The 16,492-nt window shown below is 61.7% G+C and carries 17 protein-coding genes; 9 read left to right on the top strand and 8 right to left on the bottom strand.

The window, feature by feature from the left end; genetic code table 11:
* Positions 1 to 8 precede the first annotated feature (8 nt).
* From BP869_RS02650 to BP869_RS02640, 3 genes are all read left to right on the top strand, one after another.
* Complete coding sequence (locus BP869_RS02650; protein ID WP_342676631.1) at positions 9 to 578, top strand: 4Fe-4S dicluster domain-containing protein; 570 nt, start codon at positions 9 to 11, stop codon at positions 576 to 578.
* Positions 571 to 2,460 (top strand): anaerobic carbon-monoxide dehydrogenase catalytic subunit, encoded by a 1,890-nt coding sequence (gene cooS / locus BP869_RS02645; protein ID WP_342676629.1) that lies wholly within the window; start codon positions 571 to 573, stop codon positions 2,458 to 2,460. Before BP869_RS02650 ends, cooS begins: the two co-directional genes overlap by 8 nt.
* A gap of 65 nt (positions 2,461 to 2,525) precedes the next feature.
* Complete coding sequence (locus BP869_RS02640) at positions 2,526 to 3,425, top strand: AAA family ATPase (RefSeq protein ID WP_342676627.1); 900 nt, start codon at positions 2,526 to 2,528, stop codon at positions 3,423 to 3,425.
* Between the two features lie 3 nt (positions 3,426 to 3,428).
* On the opposite strand, the gene BP869_RS02635 is transcribed toward BP869_RS02640, so the two are convergent.
* Positions 3,429 to 3,764, bottom strand: a complete 336-nt coding sequence (locus BP869_RS02635) for a HEAT repeat domain-containing protein (protein ID WP_342676625.1) — start codon at positions 3,762 to 3,764, stop codon at positions 3,429 to 3,431.
* A 69-nt stretch (positions 3,765 to 3,833) separates the two neighbouring features.
* Between BP869_RS02635 and BP869_RS02630 the strand changes: the two genes are divergently transcribed.
* On the top strand, positions 3,834 to 4,304 hold the full coding sequence (locus BP869_RS02630) for a peptidylprolyl isomerase (RefSeq protein ID WP_342676623.1): 471 nt from the start codon (positions 3,834 to 3,836) through the stop codon (positions 4,302 to 4,304).
* Between the two features lie 18 nt (positions 4,305 to 4,322).
* Here the strand turns inward: BP869_RS02630 and BP869_RS02625 are convergent, their stop codons facing one another.
* Positions 4,323 to 4,763 (bottom strand): SET domain-containing protein, encoded by a 441-nt coding sequence (locus BP869_RS02625; protein WP_342676622.1) that lies wholly within the window; start codon positions 4,761 to 4,763, stop codon positions 4,323 to 4,325.
* A 147-nt stretch (positions 4,764 to 4,910) separates the two neighbouring features.
* On the opposite strand from BP869_RS02625, the gene BP869_RS02620 reads away from it, so the two are divergent.
* The 3 genes from BP869_RS02620 (at position 4,911) to BP869_RS02610 (ending at position 8,406) form a co-directional block, all read left to right on the top strand.
* The gene (locus BP869_RS02620; RefSeq protein WP_342676621.1) at positions 4,911 to 5,279 is read left to right on the top strand and encodes a hypothetical protein; all 369 of its coding nucleotides are present in this window, start codon (positions 4,911 to 4,913) and stop codon (positions 5,277 to 5,279) included.
* Positions 5,280 to 6,080: 801 nt separating this feature from the next.
* Positions 6,081 to 6,812: an SAM-dependent methyltransferase gene (locus tag BP869_RS02615; RefSeq protein ID WP_342676619.1), complete on the top strand. Its 732-nt coding sequence runs from the start codon at positions 6,081 to 6,083 to the stop codon at positions 6,810 to 6,812.
* Positions 6,813 to 6,858: 46 nt separating this feature from the next.
* On the top strand, positions 6,859 to 8,406 hold the full coding sequence (locus BP869_RS02610) for an MBL fold metallo-hydrolase (protein ID WP_342676617.1): 1,548 nt from the start codon (positions 6,859 to 6,861) through the stop codon (positions 8,404 to 8,406).
* On the opposite strand, the gene BP869_RS02605 is transcribed toward BP869_RS02610, so the two are convergent.
* The 5 genes from BP869_RS02605 to BP869_RS02585 form a co-directional block, all read right to left on the bottom strand.
* Positions 8,396 to 8,701 (bottom strand): ferritin family protein, encoded by a 306-nt coding sequence (locus BP869_RS02605; RefSeq protein WP_342676615.1) that lies wholly within the window; start codon positions 8,699 to 8,701, stop codon positions 8,396 to 8,398. The two genes, BP869_RS02610 and BP869_RS02605, sit on opposite strands and share 11 nt — an antisense overlap.
* Positions 8,702 to 9,241: 540 nt before the next feature.
* Entirely contained in the window at positions 9,242 to 9,892 is a 651-nt protein-coding gene (gene phoU, locus BP869_RS02600; RefSeq protein ID WP_342676613.1) for a phosphate signaling complex protein PhoU, read from the bottom strand.
* Between the two features lie 8 nt (positions 9,893 to 9,900).
* Positions 9,901 to 10,662: a phosphate ABC transporter ATP-binding protein PstB gene (gene pstB / locus BP869_RS02595; RefSeq protein WP_342676611.1), complete on the bottom strand. Its 762-nt coding sequence runs from the start codon at positions 10,660 to 10,662 to the stop codon at positions 9,901 to 9,903.
* A gap of 1 nt (position 10,663) precedes the next feature.
* Positions 10,664 to 12,538 carry a phosphate ABC transporter permease subunit PstC gene (gene pstC, locus BP869_RS02590; RefSeq protein WP_342677389.1) on the bottom strand — a complete coding sequence of 625 codons (1,875 nt, stop codon included), beginning with the start codon at positions 12,536 to 12,538 and terminating at the stop codon, positions 10,664 to 10,666.
* Positions 12,539 to 12,656: 118 nt separating this feature from the next.
* Positions 12,657 to 13,505 carry a phosphate ABC transporter substrate-binding protein gene (locus BP869_RS02585; RefSeq protein ID WP_342676610.1) on the bottom strand — a complete coding sequence of 283 codons (849 nt, stop codon included), beginning with the start codon at positions 13,503 to 13,505 and terminating at the stop codon, positions 12,657 to 12,659.
* A gap of 144 nt (positions 13,506 to 13,649) precedes the next feature.
* On the opposite strand from BP869_RS02585, the gene BP869_RS02580 reads away from it, so the two are divergent.
* Together BP869_RS02580 and BP869_RS02575 are read left to right on the top strand one after the other, a co-directional pair.
* Positions 13,650 to 14,669 carry a phosphate uptake regulator PhoU gene (locus tag BP869_RS02580; protein ID WP_342676608.1) on the top strand — a complete coding sequence of 340 codons (1,020 nt, stop codon included), beginning with the start codon at positions 13,650 to 13,652 and terminating at the stop codon, positions 14,667 to 14,669.
* A gap of 27 nt (positions 14,670 to 14,696) precedes the next feature.
* On the top strand, positions 14,697 to 15,092 hold the full coding sequence (locus BP869_RS02575) for a thioredoxin family protein (RefSeq protein WP_342676606.1): 396 nt from the start codon (positions 14,697 to 14,699) through the stop codon (positions 15,090 to 15,092).
* A 248-nt stretch (positions 15,093 to 15,340) separates the two neighbouring features.
* On the opposite strand, the gene BP869_RS02570 is transcribed toward BP869_RS02575, so the two are convergent.
* Complete coding sequence (locus BP869_RS02570) at positions 15,341 to 16,333, bottom strand: glycosyltransferase family 2 protein (protein WP_342676605.1); 993 nt, start codon at positions 16,331 to 16,333, stop codon at positions 15,341 to 15,343.
* Positions 16,334 to 16,492: the final 159 nt, after the last annotated feature.

Genomic DNA, 16,492 nt, shown 5'->3' with positions numbered 1-16,492 from the left:
AAAGATGTATGGAAAACATTTCTGTCAGGCCTGAGTTCTGTATCGGGTGCAGACACTGCGAGTTTGCATGCGCGGTGGAGCATACGCCGGGCAGGGACCTCTTCAGTGCCGTCAGTGACGGAAAAATCGTACAGCGCCGTATGCATGTCTGGACCGGGACCAGTACCCTGACCATTCCCAACCTCTGCCGTCACTGCACCCCTGCACCCTGCATGGAGGCCTGCCCGACAGACGCACTCTACAGAGACACAGGTTCGGTCCTCGTGGATGAAGACCTGTGCATCGGTTGCGCCGTCTGTGCACGGGCCTGCCCGTTCGGGAGCGTCCCCCCCTTTTCGACCGACCGCAGGGTCAACACAAAGTGCGACAACTGTATCGAGCGGCGGAGAACCGGAAAGATCCCCGCGTGTGTGGAGGCGTGCAAGACAGGGGCGCTTGTCCTCGGCAGTGCCCCCCATCCTCACCATGCGAAGAGCGCAGAGGCCGCCGTCCCCGCAAATATCAGGGCATACAGGGCTGTCCTGAAAAAGATCGCAGAGTTTTGTAATGAAAGAAAGGACGAAACATACAATGTCTGATCTCCAGAGGGCACGGGATATCTCAGGAAAGAGGGTGCTCGACGACACTGACAGGGACATTTTCGAAAAGGCGGGAGACGACGATATCGAGACGGTCTGGGACCGCTTCACCTCCCAGCAACCCCGGTGTGGCTACGGCCAGCTGGGGGTCTGCTGCAACAGGTGCGCCATGGGGCCCTGCCGGATCGAACCCTTCGGGAAGGAACCGACGCGGGGTGTCTGCGGTGCAGACGCAGACCTCATCGTGGCTCGAAACCTCCTCAACGACATCTCAACGGGCGCCGCCGCCCACTCTGACCACGGCCGCGAGGTCCTTGAAGTCCTGCTCCGCACCGCAGAAGGGAAGTCGCAGGGCTACAGGGTCATTGATATGGAAAAATTGCAGGCAGTCGTTGCAGAGTACGGCATCCGGTCTGAAGGACGGAGAACGGCGGAGGTCGCCGCCGACCTTGCCCGGGCGATGCTGGAGGAGTACGGCACCCTCAAGAACAGGATCCAGATGACGGAACGTGCCCCGCAGAAGACAAAGGAGGCATGGACGAAGGCCGGGATCGTGCCGCGGGGCGTCGACAGGGAGGTCGTCGAGGCCATGCACCGGGTCCACATGGGCGTCGGCGCAGATCCTGCAGATCTCCTCCTGCACGCCATGAGGACGGCGCTCTCCGACGGGTGGGGCGGGTCCATGATGGCGACGGAAGCATCCGACATCCTCTTCGGCACCCCCATGCCGTGCACCGCCAGGGCGAATCTCGGCACGCTCAGGAAAGACAGGGTCAACATCGTCCTCCACGGGCATAACCCCGTCCTTTCCGAGATGATCGTCAGAGTGGCGGGAGACCCGGCACTCCTCAAACGCGCACGGGAAAAAGGGGCAAAGGGGATCAACCTGGTCGGGATGTGCTGTACAGGGAACGAACTATTAATGCGGCACGGCATCCCCATCGCAGGTTCCCTGCTCGACCAGGAACTTGCCATCGTCACCGGTGCGGTCGACGTCATGGTGATCGGGTCGCAGTGCATCTTCCCCTCCATCACCCACACGGCCGGTTGCTACCACACGAAGGTCGTCACCACCAGCGAAAAATCCAGGGTTCAGGGTGCGATATTTTTGGAATTCCGTCCGGAAAACGACCTCGACACCGCGAAGGAGATCATCGCACGTGCGATCGAGAACTTCCCTAACCGGAACCCCGACCGGGTCAGGATCCCCGCAAAGCCCATTCGCATGATGGCGGGTTTCTCCGAAGAGGCGATCCGGGCGGCGTTTGGAGGATCCTACAGGCCTCTGGTCGATGCGGTCGTTGCCGGGGGCATCAGAGGGGTGGTAGGCATCGTCGGCTGCAACAACCCGGCGGTCAGGCAGGACGACGGCCATGTCACGCTTGCGAAAGAACTGATCAGAAGAGACATCCTGGTCGTTGAGACCGGGTGCGCCGCCGTTGCATGCGGGAAGGCCGGACTGATGGTGCCCGAGGCGGCGGACCTGGCCGGCGAGGGACTGAAGGCGCTCTGCACTGCGGCCGGGGTCCCGCCAGTGCTCCATATGGGCTCCTGTGTCGACTGCTCCCGGATTCTGGTAATGGCCGCACATCTTGCGGACGAACTGGGCACTGGTATCGGCGACCTTCCCCTCGGCGGTGCGGCACCTGAATGGTACTCGCAGAAGGCCCTCTCCATCGCCACCTACTTCGTGGCGTCGGGGATCACCACCGTGCTCGGCATCCCGCCTCGGGTCTATGGGAGCCAGAAGGTGCTCGATATCCTCACCTCTCGTCTCCGGGAGATGGTGAACGCCTCCCTTGCCGTCGAACCCGACCCGGTGAAGGCCGCAGACCTCCTCGAAGCGGAGATCGAGAGGAAGAGGAGAGCGCTCGGGATCTGATCCCTGACAGGGAAAAGTGGAGGGAGATGGAGGAGATACTATAGAACACGGGAGTGGAGGCACCTATGTGTGACCCTGATGAGAGAAAAGAAAAAATTTTGAGTGCTGCCCGGACGATCAGGCAGAACACCCACAAGGAGACGGAAAGAGGGTTCCGCGTCGTCGTGGCCGGGAAAGGCGGAGTCGGCAAGACCACGATCACAGCGTTCCTCTCGCGCATTTTTGCACGGAACGGCCACACCGTCCTTGCCGTCGACGAAGACCCGCAGATGAACCTGCCCTATGCCGTGGGCGTGCCGCGCGAGAAGAGCGACGCCATTGTGCCGCTGACGAAGAACATCGACTATGTGGAGGAGAAGACCGGTGCCAGGCCAGGCGACGGCTGGGGACTCATGCTGACGCTCAACCCGGACGTTTCCGATGTGGTGGAGAGGTTCGGGGTCAGGGGCCCTGACGGCGTGAACATCCTTGTGATGGGAACGGTCGTGCAGGCGGCGACGGGGTGTCTCTGCCCAGAAAACACACTGCTTCAGGCCGTCGTCAGATACATCAACCTGCGGGAGGGCGAGTTTGTCCTGATGGATACACAGGCCGGCGTCGAGCATTTCGGGAGGTCGATTGCGGAGGGGTTTGACCAGGCGGTGCTCGTCACCGATCCGACATTCAACGCCGTGCAGGTCGTCAAACATGCCGCATTGCTCGCACGGGAACTGGGCATCCCCACGGTCCACCTCGTCGTCAACAGGGTGCGTTCTGAAAAGGACGTGGAGAAAGTCGGGGATCTCCTGGGCGATATGGGGGATATCTTTACCGACCGGTTCTTCTTGCCGTACGAGGAGCGGTTGATCGAGTGCGAACCCGATGTAGGGCCAATGCTCGCCGCCGTCCCGTCCTCCCTGTTCGTCGAGGGCCTCCGGGCCGTCGGGTCGGCACTGGTACGGTACGGGACGAAAGAGCAGGTGTGACCCTCACCCTCCACCGAAGACCTTCCTCTTCAACATTTCGTACGCTTCCTCCGCGATCTCCCTGACGTCCTCGTCAACGTCCCGCATCGCCGCAAGGAGGGGCCGCTGCCCTCGCATGTCGCCGAGTTGCCCGAGGGCCCATGCTGCCTTCTTCCGCACCCGCGGGTCGGGGTCGTCCATGGCGGCGATGAGGGGTTCGACGGCACGCTCGTCGCCGAGCCTCCCGAGGACGTCCGCGGCGCCCCAGCGGTATTCTGGCCTCTCGTGGGTGAGGTTTTTCAGGAACACGGCGACCATCTCCTCGTGCTCCGCGGCCCGCCTCTCATCCTTCCCTGCCATGATCCCCCATGGCGTCCAACCGGGAGAACTCTTATGGTTGTCCGCGCCACCAGAGAGGGAGGAAAGATCATGGTTGACCATCCAGGCGGAGCGAAGGTCGTCCTCCGCACGACGGCGGGCGACATCACCATTCAACTCTACGGCGACATGCCGATCACCGCCGGCAACTTTGAAAAACTGGTGAAGGAAGGGTTCTACGACGGCGTCATCTTCCACCGGGTCATCCCCAACTTCATGATCCAGGGTGGCGACCCGACCGGCACCGGCATGGGCGGGCCAGGCTACACGATCCCCGACGAGCTCACGCCCTCGAACAGGAACGACCGCGGCACCATCTCGATGGCGAATGCCGGCCCGAACACCGGGGGAAGTCAGTTCTTCATCAATCTGGTGAACAACAACTACCTCGACCGGATGCACCCGGCCTTCGGGAAGGTCGTCGCCGGCATGGAGGTCGTCGACGCCATCGGAAGTACGAGGACCGACCGCCAGGACCGGCCTGTCCCCGAAGTCAGGATCACGAAGGCAGAGGTTCTCTGAACCCTGCCCCGTCTCTTTCTATTCTTCTTCCACGACGTCGAACCAGACCGGGTCCCGGCAATCCACCGGACCGGTATAGTTGATGGTGATCTCCTCGCCCGCCCTGATGCGCCGGCAGGCCGCGACCGTGATCGTGCCAGCCTCGAAGTCCCGGCGGTGGTCGGCGTTCGGGTGATACGAGTGGTTGTACAGCGAGCCGTAGCCGAGGGCGATCGCACAGGCCTTCTCACACTCTCCCCACCCAAAGTAGTAGTTGAAGAAGTTTGTCTGGTCGATGAGGCCCTCGTCAGCCGCTCCTGCCGAGACGATCACCGGGCAGACCTCGATCACCTCGCCGGGGAGGAAGTCCCTCGCGGCAAAGACGCCGCGGCCCCGCCCTGCCGTCTCTCCGACGACGATATCGGGGGGGTGGATCTGTCCTTCGATATCCGCGCCTTCGGCGCTATCATGCAGTCTCACCGACGACACTATAGAAGAGGTGGATGCGCCCTCCTCTGCTTCTGCATCTGCCATATCTGATCAGGTGGCATGGCAAGGGAGATGAAGGTTCTTCCCCTGTCCTCATACTCAGGTTTATTATCCGCAATTCTGAATTTATACAGATATATGGACGTCAATTTCAAGCGTTATGGGCTCTACCTCATCAGGTGGCAACTCTCGACCCCGCTCCTCGCCGGCGTGCTGATCCTCCTCTCCACGATGGACCCCATCACCGCCACTATCATCGCCAACTTCATCGGCGGCCTCATCTTCTTCTGGGTGGACCGCTTCATCTTCACCTCGAAGGCCCTTGCCGCCCAGTGGGAGGTGAAGGAGAATATCAGGTGCGTGGACTGCGGAAAGGTCTGCCGCGGATACCGCCTTGTCATGACCTCCAACTACGACAGGACCGACGACCGCGCCCCCGAATTCAGGTGCGAGGCCTGCTCCGAGAAAAAGACCAGAGAACTGAGAGAACGCGGCATCGATCTTTAAGTTCAGGATCTGGAGAAACCCTCGCGTAGAGTGATCGCTTCCTGAAGAGGTCACTGTAGAATTCCCGCTCTGGAATGCCGACATCAACCTCAGTGTGAGGGTTCTCAAGAGCCCGGATCCGGACGATTTTCAGCCCCGCTCCCTCCCCCTTCATGGCACCGGGGGGGCCGGGAGATGGGAGGCATTACCCACAATCATATCGGCGGCCAGAGGGCGTTGAGTCCTGCCGGATTTCATCCTGTTTTGCCCACGGCCCCCGGTATGCCCGGATCGCTGGATCTCCCCGATATGGCCCTGAACGGGGGGTGGGATCCCCGGATCCAGGGCATATCCGGGCGTATTTGACCCGAGTCGGGTCCAAAATGTCCCCCTACATTCTGACATGCAGGCACCACGTCCATACCGGCACAGGGCGATGCCCCCCTCTTCCTTTTTGCCCCCCTCCTGATCCTCCCGATCCCCTCCGGCGCGCCCGATGCAAAACCCCTCAAAATGCCGTTCAAATAGGGTTTTCCCGCAGGATCTCTCGTTGCGCCCCGGCAACTTTTATCCCTCGCATGACAGATCTGAGAATATCTGATCAGGATAGGAGGTGAGTCCTCTATGACCTACGAGACCCAGAAGCGCTCCTCGTCCAAGGGTAAGAAGGACGCGGATGCCAAGACAGAAACTGCGCCGGTGAAGAAGAGCACCAAGTCCAACCGGCTCTGAACAGGACGGGCAGGCACACCTGCCCATCTCACATACCCCTTTCACGCACCCTGCGATGGCCCTATATTCCGGGACCATCCACTTTTCAGGGTGGAATATTTTGATCTCATCTCGATCTCGACGAGCGGCATGGCCATCATGAACCCCACGACGCCTGAGAAGGTGGTCAGTGCGGGGGAGGCGGCCGGTCTCTCCGCCGACGACCGGGTTGTGGAATTCGGTTGCGGTTACGGGACGATCCTTGCTCTCTGGGGGAAGAGGTTCGGGATCGCCGGGCGGGGCCTCGACATCAGGGAGGACGCCTGCCGCCGGGCCGTTGCCCTCCTCGAAAAGGAGGGACTCTCCCCGCGGATCGGGATCGATCTTGCCGACGTGCGGGACGAAACGCCCGACCGCCTGTACGACTGTGCCGCCTGCATCGGTTCCTCTCACATCTGGGGCGGCTTTGCCGGTGCCCTCGAGGCAATGAGCGCGTGGCTCGAGCCCGACGGCAGGATCGTCATCGGCGAGCGCTACTGGGCGCGGGACAGCGTCCCCCCTGAATTCGCCAGAGAGTGGCGCGACGTCCTCACCGAGTACGAGATCTTTCAGACGGCACGGGACGCAGGCTTCGATGTCGCGGCCATCTTCCGGGCGTCGCCCGACGACTGGGACGCCTACGAGTCGGGTAACTGGCAGGGTCTCCTTGCCTGGCTGCGCGACCACCCCGGCGATGCGGACGCCGACGAGGTGCGCGAGTACCTCTACCGCATCCAGGACGAGTACGCCGCCTATGGGCGGGAGTACATGGGTTTTGCCGTCTATGTCCTCGTCCCGTCCTGAGGACCCCCGACATTTATTGCCGTGGTCCTCCCATTGATCTCCAGATATGGAGGCCCAGAAAGAGAAGATCTCCTTCGTCGCCCGCATGCCCGACCGGCCCGGCGCCCTTCACCGGGCGGCCGGGATCATCATGCGGCACGGCGGGAACATCAACCGCATCCAGTACAGCAGGTGTATCGACCCATCCACCGTTTTCCTGGAGGTAACGGCATATCCCGAGGCGCATGTCGCCATCAGGAACGACCTCGCCGCCATCGGCTATCTCCAGACCCACCTCCCGGGCCTGAGTTTCCTGCGAATCCACGTCACCCTTCCCCATGTCCCCGGCGCACTCTCCACGTTCCTTGACCTGACGACGACCGTCGGCGCCAATATCGCGCATGTCGACTTCGACGACACGGGGAGCCATCCCGACCGCCTGACCCTCGCCCTCAGCCTGGAGGAGAGCGGGAGGGTCGACGCCCTCCTCAACAGCCTGAAGTCGCAATACCCGATCGAGATTCTCGAATACGACCAGACCGGCGACACCCTTGACGAGACCGTCTTCTATATCTGGTTCGCCCAGCGTCTGCGGCGGCTGACCGGTCAGGCCGGGGACGACTTCCTCCTCCGCCTCCTCGGCGACATGAACCACATCGCCCAGGACCTCGCCGCCCGCGGCGCCGACCCGCGGCAGGTCTTCGCGAGCGTTCTCCAGACCGGCGAGAGCCTGAACCGGACCTGCGGCGATGGCTTCTACGCCGACGTCCAGCGGGTCCGGGTGACCCTGGAGATGGAGCTCTTCTGCTTCCAGCTCCCCGGTGGGGGCAGCATCTATGTCTTCGAGACCCCTGACGAGACCATGATGGTCGACACCGGCTACGGCATCTACTACCCCGACGTCCTCGGGATGTTCAGGCACTATGGCATCGGCGACGGCACGAAACTGAAGAGGGTGGTGATCACCCATGCCGACGCCGACCACTGCGGCGCGGGCGGCTTCTACGACGCCCCGGCGTACATGCACTCCGGCACCCTGGCCGTCATCGAGACCTCGGACCGCGCCTATGGCTCCCCTGCCGAGGGTTCGGTCCTGGAGACCGTCTATACGACGATGATCAACCTCTTCTCGCGGTTCAACCCGCCGAAGGACGTCACCCTCTTCGGCGGCCCGACAGGCGAGGTGCGGGGGATCTTCCCGGTCCTCGATCGGTTCACCTTCGGCGGCAGGACCTTCGAGGTGCTGGAAAGCCTCGGCGGCCACGTCCACGGTCTGGTCTACCTCTTCTGCCCCGAGGAGGGCATCCTCCTCACGAGCGACACGGTGATCAACTTTGGCAGTCTCACCGATGAGAGGAAGGTCTACAACTCCCTCGCCGATTTCCTGGTCACCTCGGTGAACGTGGACTCGGGTCGGGCCAGAGAGGAAAGGCACGCCCTCCTCGACCTTGCGGCCGCGGTGGACCGCGACCTCGCCGCGCAGGCGAAGCGCTGTATCATCTGCGGCGGCCACGGTGCGGTCTCCGTCCTTGAGGACGGCAAATTGAAGGTCTTCGGGGAGGTCGAGCACTACACCCCGACAGGAAAAAAGGGAGACGAGACGGTCACTTTCTGATCTTCTCGATCATCTCCTCGACCTCTTCTGTCCCTTTTGCGTAATATCCCTCCTCCTCGGGGGAGAGTTCCTTCAGGAGACGGAGAAACTCGCCCGCGTGGACGATCTCCTCCTCGGCGATGTCGAGGAGGACCGCCTGTGCGAGTTTGTTGTCCGTGGACTCTGCAAGCTGCTGGTAGAGCTGGACCGCCTCGTACTCCGCCGAGACCATGAAGCGTATCGCGCGGACGAGTTCAGCATCGGTCATCTTTCGGCCGTATGCGGTGCCTGAAAACGGGTTACCAAATTCCGGCATATCATTTCCTCCGAATACCTCCTCTGCCGGGGGTAACATAAAGGCATCGCATCGGCTCCAGGGAGGTCGTCATGATCGGGATTGGGGATATTCCTCATGGTCGGATTGATGTATCCTCCTGATTTCAGGAGAAAATGCGCCGATCCTTCGCCTCCCCCTCAATCTGAGCCGGGGGACTACCTCGAAAGCCTGATGGCTTTCTCGAACTCGCTATTGCTCGTTGCCCCCGGACCCCCGATCTAAGATAGGGCCGGGAAGGGAGAGCAGAAGATCCCTGGAAGGATATTGTCGTATCCCGCCTATCCTGAGCGGGGAACGAGCGATAGCGAGTTCGAGAAAATCTCCGATTTTCGAGTGACGACCGAAGGGAGCTTGAGAAAGCGGAAAATCGAAGATTCTCCTGTTCAGGTACATCTTTGATGTGCCATGAGCCAGAGGCTTTCGATTACGACCGAAGGGAGTCGAGAAGACGGAGTCTTCGAGGGGGGCGTAGTCCCCCGGCACAGGCACTCCAGAAAAAAATTCTCCCGTCCCCCCCCCTCACCGGATCTCGATCCTCTCCCCCGTGACCATGTAGTGGATCTTCTCGGCCATCGTGCAGCAGTGGTCGCCGCACCTTTCGAGGTAGCGTGCCACCATCACGTAGTCCATGCACCGCTCGATGTTCTTCGGGTCCTCCATCATGTAGGTGATCCCCTCCCTGAAGACCGAGTACCTGATGTCGTCCACGCAGTCGTCCCTCTCGGAGAGGGTGGCGAGCGGGGCGATGTCCCTCTCTTCGTAGGCGCGGAGGACGTCGTCGACCATCGAAAAGACGATCTCGGCCATATACGGGAGGTTGAGCATCCGCCCGAGGTGGCCGGACGCGGCGAACGCCGGGACGAGCATGGCGATGTCCTTGCCGTACCGCCCGATGCGGTAGAGAGCGTCGTTCATCTTGAGAGTGCAGGCGATCACCCTGAGATCCTTTGCCATCGGCTGGTACAGGGCGATGAGAGTGAGCAGGCGCTCGTCGAAGTGGTCGGAGAGTTCTGCAAGGTGGGTTTTCCGCTGGAGGACCGCGTCCGCGAGGTCCGTGTCCCCGTCCTTCAGCGCCCTGAAGGCGTCCTTCAGCATGTCAGCTGAAAACTGTCCGTATTCGACGAACTCCCCTCTCAGGGCCTTCAGTTCGTCATGAAATTTCTCACTCATCCTTTCACCTATCCGAAACGGCCGGTCACATAGTTCTCTGTCAGTCTGTTCTTCGGGGCCTCGAAGATCTGGGTCGTCTCCCCGAACTCCACGAGTTCGCCGAGGTACATGAACCCGGTGAAGTCGCTTGCCCGCGCCGCCTGCTGCATGCTGTGCGTGACGATGATCACCGTGTAGCGCGTCTTCAGGTCCTCGATCAGGGCCTCGATCTTTGCCGTGGCGATCGGGTCGAGGGCCGAGCAGGGTTCGTCCATCAGGATCACCTCGGGCTCGACCGCGAGGGTGCGGGCGATGCAGAGGCGCTGCTGCTGCCCCCCGGAGAGGCCGAGGGCCGAGGAGTGGAGGCGGTCCTTCACCTCCTCCCAGAGGGCGGCGTCGCGGAGACTCTTCTCCACGATCGCGTCGAGGGCCTTCGCGTCCCTGATGCCGTGGACCCTCGGGCCATATGCGACATTCTCGTAGATCGACTTCGGGAAGGGGTTCGGTTTCTGGAAGACCATCCCGATCCTCTTCCTGATCGCGACGACGTCGGCTGCAGGGGAGGTGATATCCTCACCTGCGAAGAGGATCTCCCCCTCGATCCTGACATTCTCGACCAGGTCGTTCATCCGGTTGAAACATCGGAGGAGGGAGGACTTCCCGCACCCCGAGGGGCCGATGAGGGCGGTCACCCTGTTCGGCGCGATATCGATCGTGATCTCCTTCAGGGCATGACTCTCCCCGTAGTAGAGGTTGAGGTTTCTGGCCGAGAGGATTGCAGTCTCTGTCATGTTACCATCTGACATTCTTCTGGTAGTGATTTCTCAGGGCGATCGCGGCGGCATAGATCCCGACGACGAGGATGAGGAGGACGAGGGCGGTGCCGTACTGGTTCGTCTCCGCGCCCGGGACATTTGTCGCAAGGATGAAGAGGTGGTAAGGGAGGGCCATCACCGGTTCGAAGACCGATGTCGGGAGGAAGCGTTTCGAGAAGACGACGGCCGTGAAGAGGATCGGCGCCGTCTCCCCGGCGGCCCGCCCGATAGAGAGGATCGTGCCGGTGAGGATGCCTGGGAGGGCCGGGGGCAGGACGACCTGCCTGATCGTCTGCCAGCGCGTGGCGCCGAGTGCGAGGCTCCCCTCCCGTATCGCCATCGGCACGGTCTTCAGGGCCTCCTCTGTCGTCCTGATGACCGTCGGCAGGATCATGAGCCCGAGGGTGATCATGCCCGCGAGGAGGGAGACCCCGAAGTTGAGGAAGAGGACGAGGAATGCAAAGCCGAAGAGGCCGAAGACGATCGAGGGCATGCCGTTCAGGAGGTCGATCCCGCTCCTGATGAGTGCGGTGACGCGGCCGCCGCGGGTGTACTCGTTGAGGTAGACCGCCGCCCCGATCCCGATCGGGAGGGCGAAGAGGATGGCGCCGCCGACAAGGCAGAGGGTCCCGACGATTGCCGGGAAGATCCCGCCTGCCCGCCCGAGGTCGCGGGGCGCCTGGGTGAGAAACTCCCAGGAGAGGGCCGGGAGGCCGTTGATGACGATGAAGAAGAGGATAATCCCGAGGATGAAGAGAACGATCCCGATCGCCGCCCAGAGAGTGGAGAAGGCGATCCTCTCCGCGGCTGCGGGGGAGACCCGGTCACGGGCAAGGTAGGTTCCCCCCGCAACGAGGAGGACCGCGAGGGCCGGGACCGGCGGGAGGACGGCGAAGATGACTGCCGCGGCCGCAAGCACGGCGACGATGGAGAGGGCTCTCTTCACCTGCCGCCTGTCCGCTCCCGGCAATGCGGCGCCCTGCCCGGCCCTGATCCGCGCCATGATCCAGAGCGCAGCGAGGTTCACGACAAGGGTGATGAGGAGGAGGACCACCGCCACGCCGAAGAGGGCATGGTAGTGGAGAGACCCGACCGCCACCTCGCCCATCTCGATGCCGAGGGTGCCGGTGAGGGTGCGGACCGGCGAGAGGACGTTGGTGATGGGGTCCGGGATGATGGCGGCGTTTCCCGTCACCATCATGACGGCCATCGTCTCGCCGATGGCGCGGCCCATCCCCAGGATCACCGCCGCCGTGATCCCGGAGAGGGCGGAGGGGACAAGGACGCGGCTGATCGTCTGCCAGCGCGTGGCGCCGAGTGCGAGGCTCCCCTCCCGGTAGGCGCGGGGCACCGTGCTCAGGGCGTCTTCGGAGACCGAGACGATCGTCGGGAGGGCCATGATGCCGAGGAGGATGGACCCGGCCAGCCAGCTCTCCCCTGACGGCACGTCGAAGGAGATGCGGAGCCAGTCGGTGAGGATCACCAGGCCGAAGAAGCCGTACACGACCGAGGGGATGCCGGCGAGGAGTTCGATGGCCGGTTTTACGACGGCCTTCATGCGGGGCGGGGCGAGTTCTGCAAGACAGACCGCGCTCCCGATGCCGAGGGGCACGGCGATGGCCACCGCTCCGAGGGTGACGAGGAGCGTCCCGACGATGAGGGGCCAGGCGCCGTACGACGGGGTCGCGCCGGTGGGGTTCCAGGTCTCCCCGAAGACGAAGTCGACGATGCCGACGGTCTCGAAGATGGGGAGGGCGTCACGGAGGAGAAAGAGGAGGATGAAAAAGACGGTGAGTGTGGCGACGGAGGCCGCAATCAGCCAGATGAGGCCGATGGCTCTCTCCTTCGCCATGGCAAGCCTGTTCCCGGAGGAGAGGGCGTTGCGTGCTGCCTGAAGATAACTGTTCATGCTGGTGCTTCACCTCATGAGAGAGGGGGAGGACAAAATTCCTCTCCCGTCTCCCTGCCGATCAGGCGACCGGGACAAAACCCTCTTCTTCGACGATCGTCTGCCCATCCGGGCTCAGGATGAAGTCGAGGTAGTCCTTCGCAAGCCCGGTGGCCTCGCCCTTCGTGAACATATTGAGGGAACGGGCGATCGGGTAGTCGCCGCTGACGACGGCGGCGACTGTCGGTTCGACGGCCGTGCCGTTCACATCGACCTTCAGCGCCTTCACCGTGGGGTCGATGTACCCGAGGCCGACGTAGCCGATGGCGCCCGGTGTCTGGGCGATGGTCTGCTTCACCGCCCCGTTCGAGTTCTTCTCAAGCTGGGTGGGGACGAAGTCCTCCTTGTTCATGACGGCCTCCTGGAAGAACTCGCGGGTGCCCGAGGCGCTGTCCCTGCCGACGACGACGATCGCCAAGTCAGGGCCGCCGATCTCTTTCCAGTTCGTGATAGTGCCTTGGTAGATCGCCTTCGCCTGTGCGGTGGTGACCGTCTCCATGGTGTTCGAGGGGTGGACGATCACGGCGATCCCGTCCCGCGCCACGACGTGCTGGACCAGATCGGGATATTTCTCTTTCTCCGAATCCTTCAGGTCGCGGGAGGCCATGCCGATATCCGCGGTGCCCTCGCCGACGGCCTGAACGCCGACACTGGAACCGCCGCCGCTTACCTGGATGTCAGCCTGCAGGTGCGTGTCCATGTACGCCTCGGCCGCCTTCTGGGCGACAGGGAGGACGGTCGTGGAGCCGGTGACCGAGAGGCTCTCCGGTGTCGTGTCGCCTCCGCCGCCCGTGCAGCCGGCGAAGAGGGTCGCAATCATGAGAAGTGCCAGGAGAGGCACGGCAAGGAGAGGAATCTTGCTGTTCTTCACGGTATTTCACCATGAGTAAAAAGCCCGCCATATAATATAACCGGTTTCGAATGAGACTATGGCGCGCGATATACTCCGTAGAGAGTATGGTGCACTCTATAGGCCCGGGCAAAAAATATATTCTCATCCGGAAAACCCTGATACATGGAGATCAGAAAGGTGCAGGTCACCGGGGGGTCGTCCTATATCGTATCCCTCCCTAAAGACTGGGTTCTTTCCTCAAATATCAAGAAAAACGACCCTCTAGGCCTCATCGTCCAGCAGGACGGCACCCTTCTCGTCACCCCCAGGATCGATGCCGTCGCCACCCAGAGGACGAAGGAGTTCCCGGTGAGCGCAACCACCGACCAGGCCTTCCTGTACCGCTGTCTTGTCGGGGCGTACATCGCCGGGTACACCACGATCACCCTCCGGGCGCAGGGGAGGATGCCGCCGTCCATCAGGATCCGGGTCAGGGAGTTCACCCAGATGGCCATCGGGCAGGAGGTCGTGGAGGAGACCGAGACCTCGATCACCATCAAGGACCTGCTCAACCCCGTCGAGATGCCCTTCGAGAAGACGATCACGCGGATGGCGGTGATCGCAAAGGGCATGCACCAGGACGGCATCGAGGCCCTGCGGTCCGGCAACCAGAAACTTGCCGAGGACGTCATCGTGCGGGACAATGACGTGGACCGTCTCCAGTGGCTCATCGCCCGTCAGTGCCACCTGGTGCTCGGCGACCCCGCGGTCTCCCGTCGGATGAACGTCACCCCGGCGGCGGCGATGAGTTATTTCCTCACCTCGCGGATCATCGAGAGGATCGGGGACCACGGCACCAGGATCGCAAAGAGCGCGATCGTCCTCCTCAAGGAGGGAATCGACACCGGGATGACGGCGATGATCAGTGAGGCGAGCGGGACATCCCAGGCGATCTTCGACCGTGCGATCTCGTCTCTCTTCGGCGAGGACTTGAAAGGGGCCAATGAAGCCATTCAGCAGGTCGCCGATCTCGAAAAAAAAGCGCGTGCGATCAACAAGGCGGCGCTGAAGTACGCCCCTGTCACTGCGACGGCGCTTGTCTCGCTTTCCGACAGCATCAGGAGGATCGGGGAATACTCTACCGACATCTGTGAGAACACCATCAACATCCTCATCGACCGGGAGGCCGGGGGCAAGCATTAACCGGGATGACTGGTATCTCCTCTCCCTATGGCTGAGGGTACCGATCTGGTGGAGGTGACCGACACCACATGGGAGGCGACGGTCGAGAAGGGGAAGGGGCCTGCTGTGGTGATGTTTTACAGCCCCACGTGTCCCTTCTGCAAGCAGATCGAACCTTTCTTCAGGCAGTTCGCAGGAGAATACAGGGGCCCGATCCTCTTTGCACGCCTGAATGTGGTGGGCAATGGCTGGACGGCCGAGCGCTATGCCGTCCGTCACACTCCCTCGTTCCTCTTCTTCTGCGGTGGGAAGGTAGTCCAGCAGATCGTCGGTGCGGCCTTCCCCGCACTGCTGAAGAAGAACATCGACGATTTCCTGAGGCATGGCGAGGGGTGTGCACGGAGCAGCACGGAGATCGACTATGATATCAGCGGGTATGCATGACCAACGTTCGCGCCGAAGAAGAGGTGTCCCTTTCCCCGCTCTCCGGGAATACATCCGGCCTCCAGGAGGTCGAACAAAAGTAAGACATCAATCAGAAATATAAATCCCCGAACAAAAGAATAAGATTTATATATTGCAATCTACAAGTGTAAGTAGGAGCGAACAGGGGTCTCAGCGACACGTCCCCCCCGTATATATGTGTCTTTTTTCTGGGATGCCTGTCCCTCCACTTTTTTGACGACGTTACCTCAGACCATCCTCCTGACCGTCATAGCAACATACCTGAGGGTGATCCCTGCCATCAGAAAGAGGACGCCGAGCAGCGTGAATGTGCCTCCCAGCAGCGACGTCCAGAAGGGCAGGACTGCTGTGGCCGCATAGGCCGAGAGGGCGGTGACACCGAAGGCGATCCCCCCCACCAGGGCTGCGATGCCGATGACGCCGAAGGTCAGGAAAGGGTTGCTGTACTCCATCGTCCCGACGATGCTCCGTAAGACACCGAAACCATGGGTGATCGGATTTTTCTTGTGCTTGTTGGGCACGTCGTACGTCACCGAGATGGGCACCTCCTTGATGGCGATCCCCTGTGCCGAGAGGCTGGTGATCATGTCCGATTCGACATTATAGTCCTTCGACTCCATGGTGAAGCGTTCGATCGCGGACCGGCTGAGCACCCTGAAGCCTGACTGGGAGTCGGTCGTCGTATGCCGGGCGTTGAAGTTCGTCATGGTCGTGAGGACCATCTGGCCGAGTTGACGGTATTTCGGTATCTTGTTCTTGCTGCTGAGGAAACGCGACCCTATGACAAGGTCGGCCGTTCCTTCTTCCACCGGCTCCACCAGTGCCGGGATCTCGCGCGGGTCGTGCTGGCCGTCGCCGTCAAGGAGGACGATGAAGTCGAATGCACCGTCCTGCGCGTATTTCAGTGCGGTCTGGACCGCACTTCCTTTGCCGCTGTTCACGGCATGGGTGATGACCCTCGCTCCCGCTTCAAGGGCGATGACCCTGGTGTCGTCTGTCGACCCGTCGTCGATGACCAGGACTTCATCGACATATTTTCGTGTCTGCAGGACAACTGAACCGATGGTAACGGCCTCGTTGTAGCAGGGAATGGCTGCAAGTGACTTCCTTGTTATGGACGTTTGTGTGGGGCGGTATATGACCGTCCCAAAAGATCTGGCCCCGCTGATACGGTTTTTTTCCAGATCCGGCCGTACGATCTCGGCCAGAGGTGAACTCATATGAGCTGTTATTGGATCGTATTCCGGGCGTACGTACGCGTCATTTGGTAAAATTGTCAATGTCCCTCGGTCCCCCCCGGGATCGCACCGATGTGCTCTCTCGTGAAGGACTCTAATAGGAGATTCGATATTTATATCTTTCCTCCTCCGACTTGGGGG

This window comes from Methanofollis sp. UBA420, assembly GCF_002498315.1.
Classification (GTDB): Archaea; Halobacteriota; Methanomicrobia; order Methanomicrobiales; family Methanofollaceae; genus Methanofollis.
Note: the sequence above shows the minus strand (reverse complement) of the source record. Positions and strands in the feature narration are given on the sequence as shown.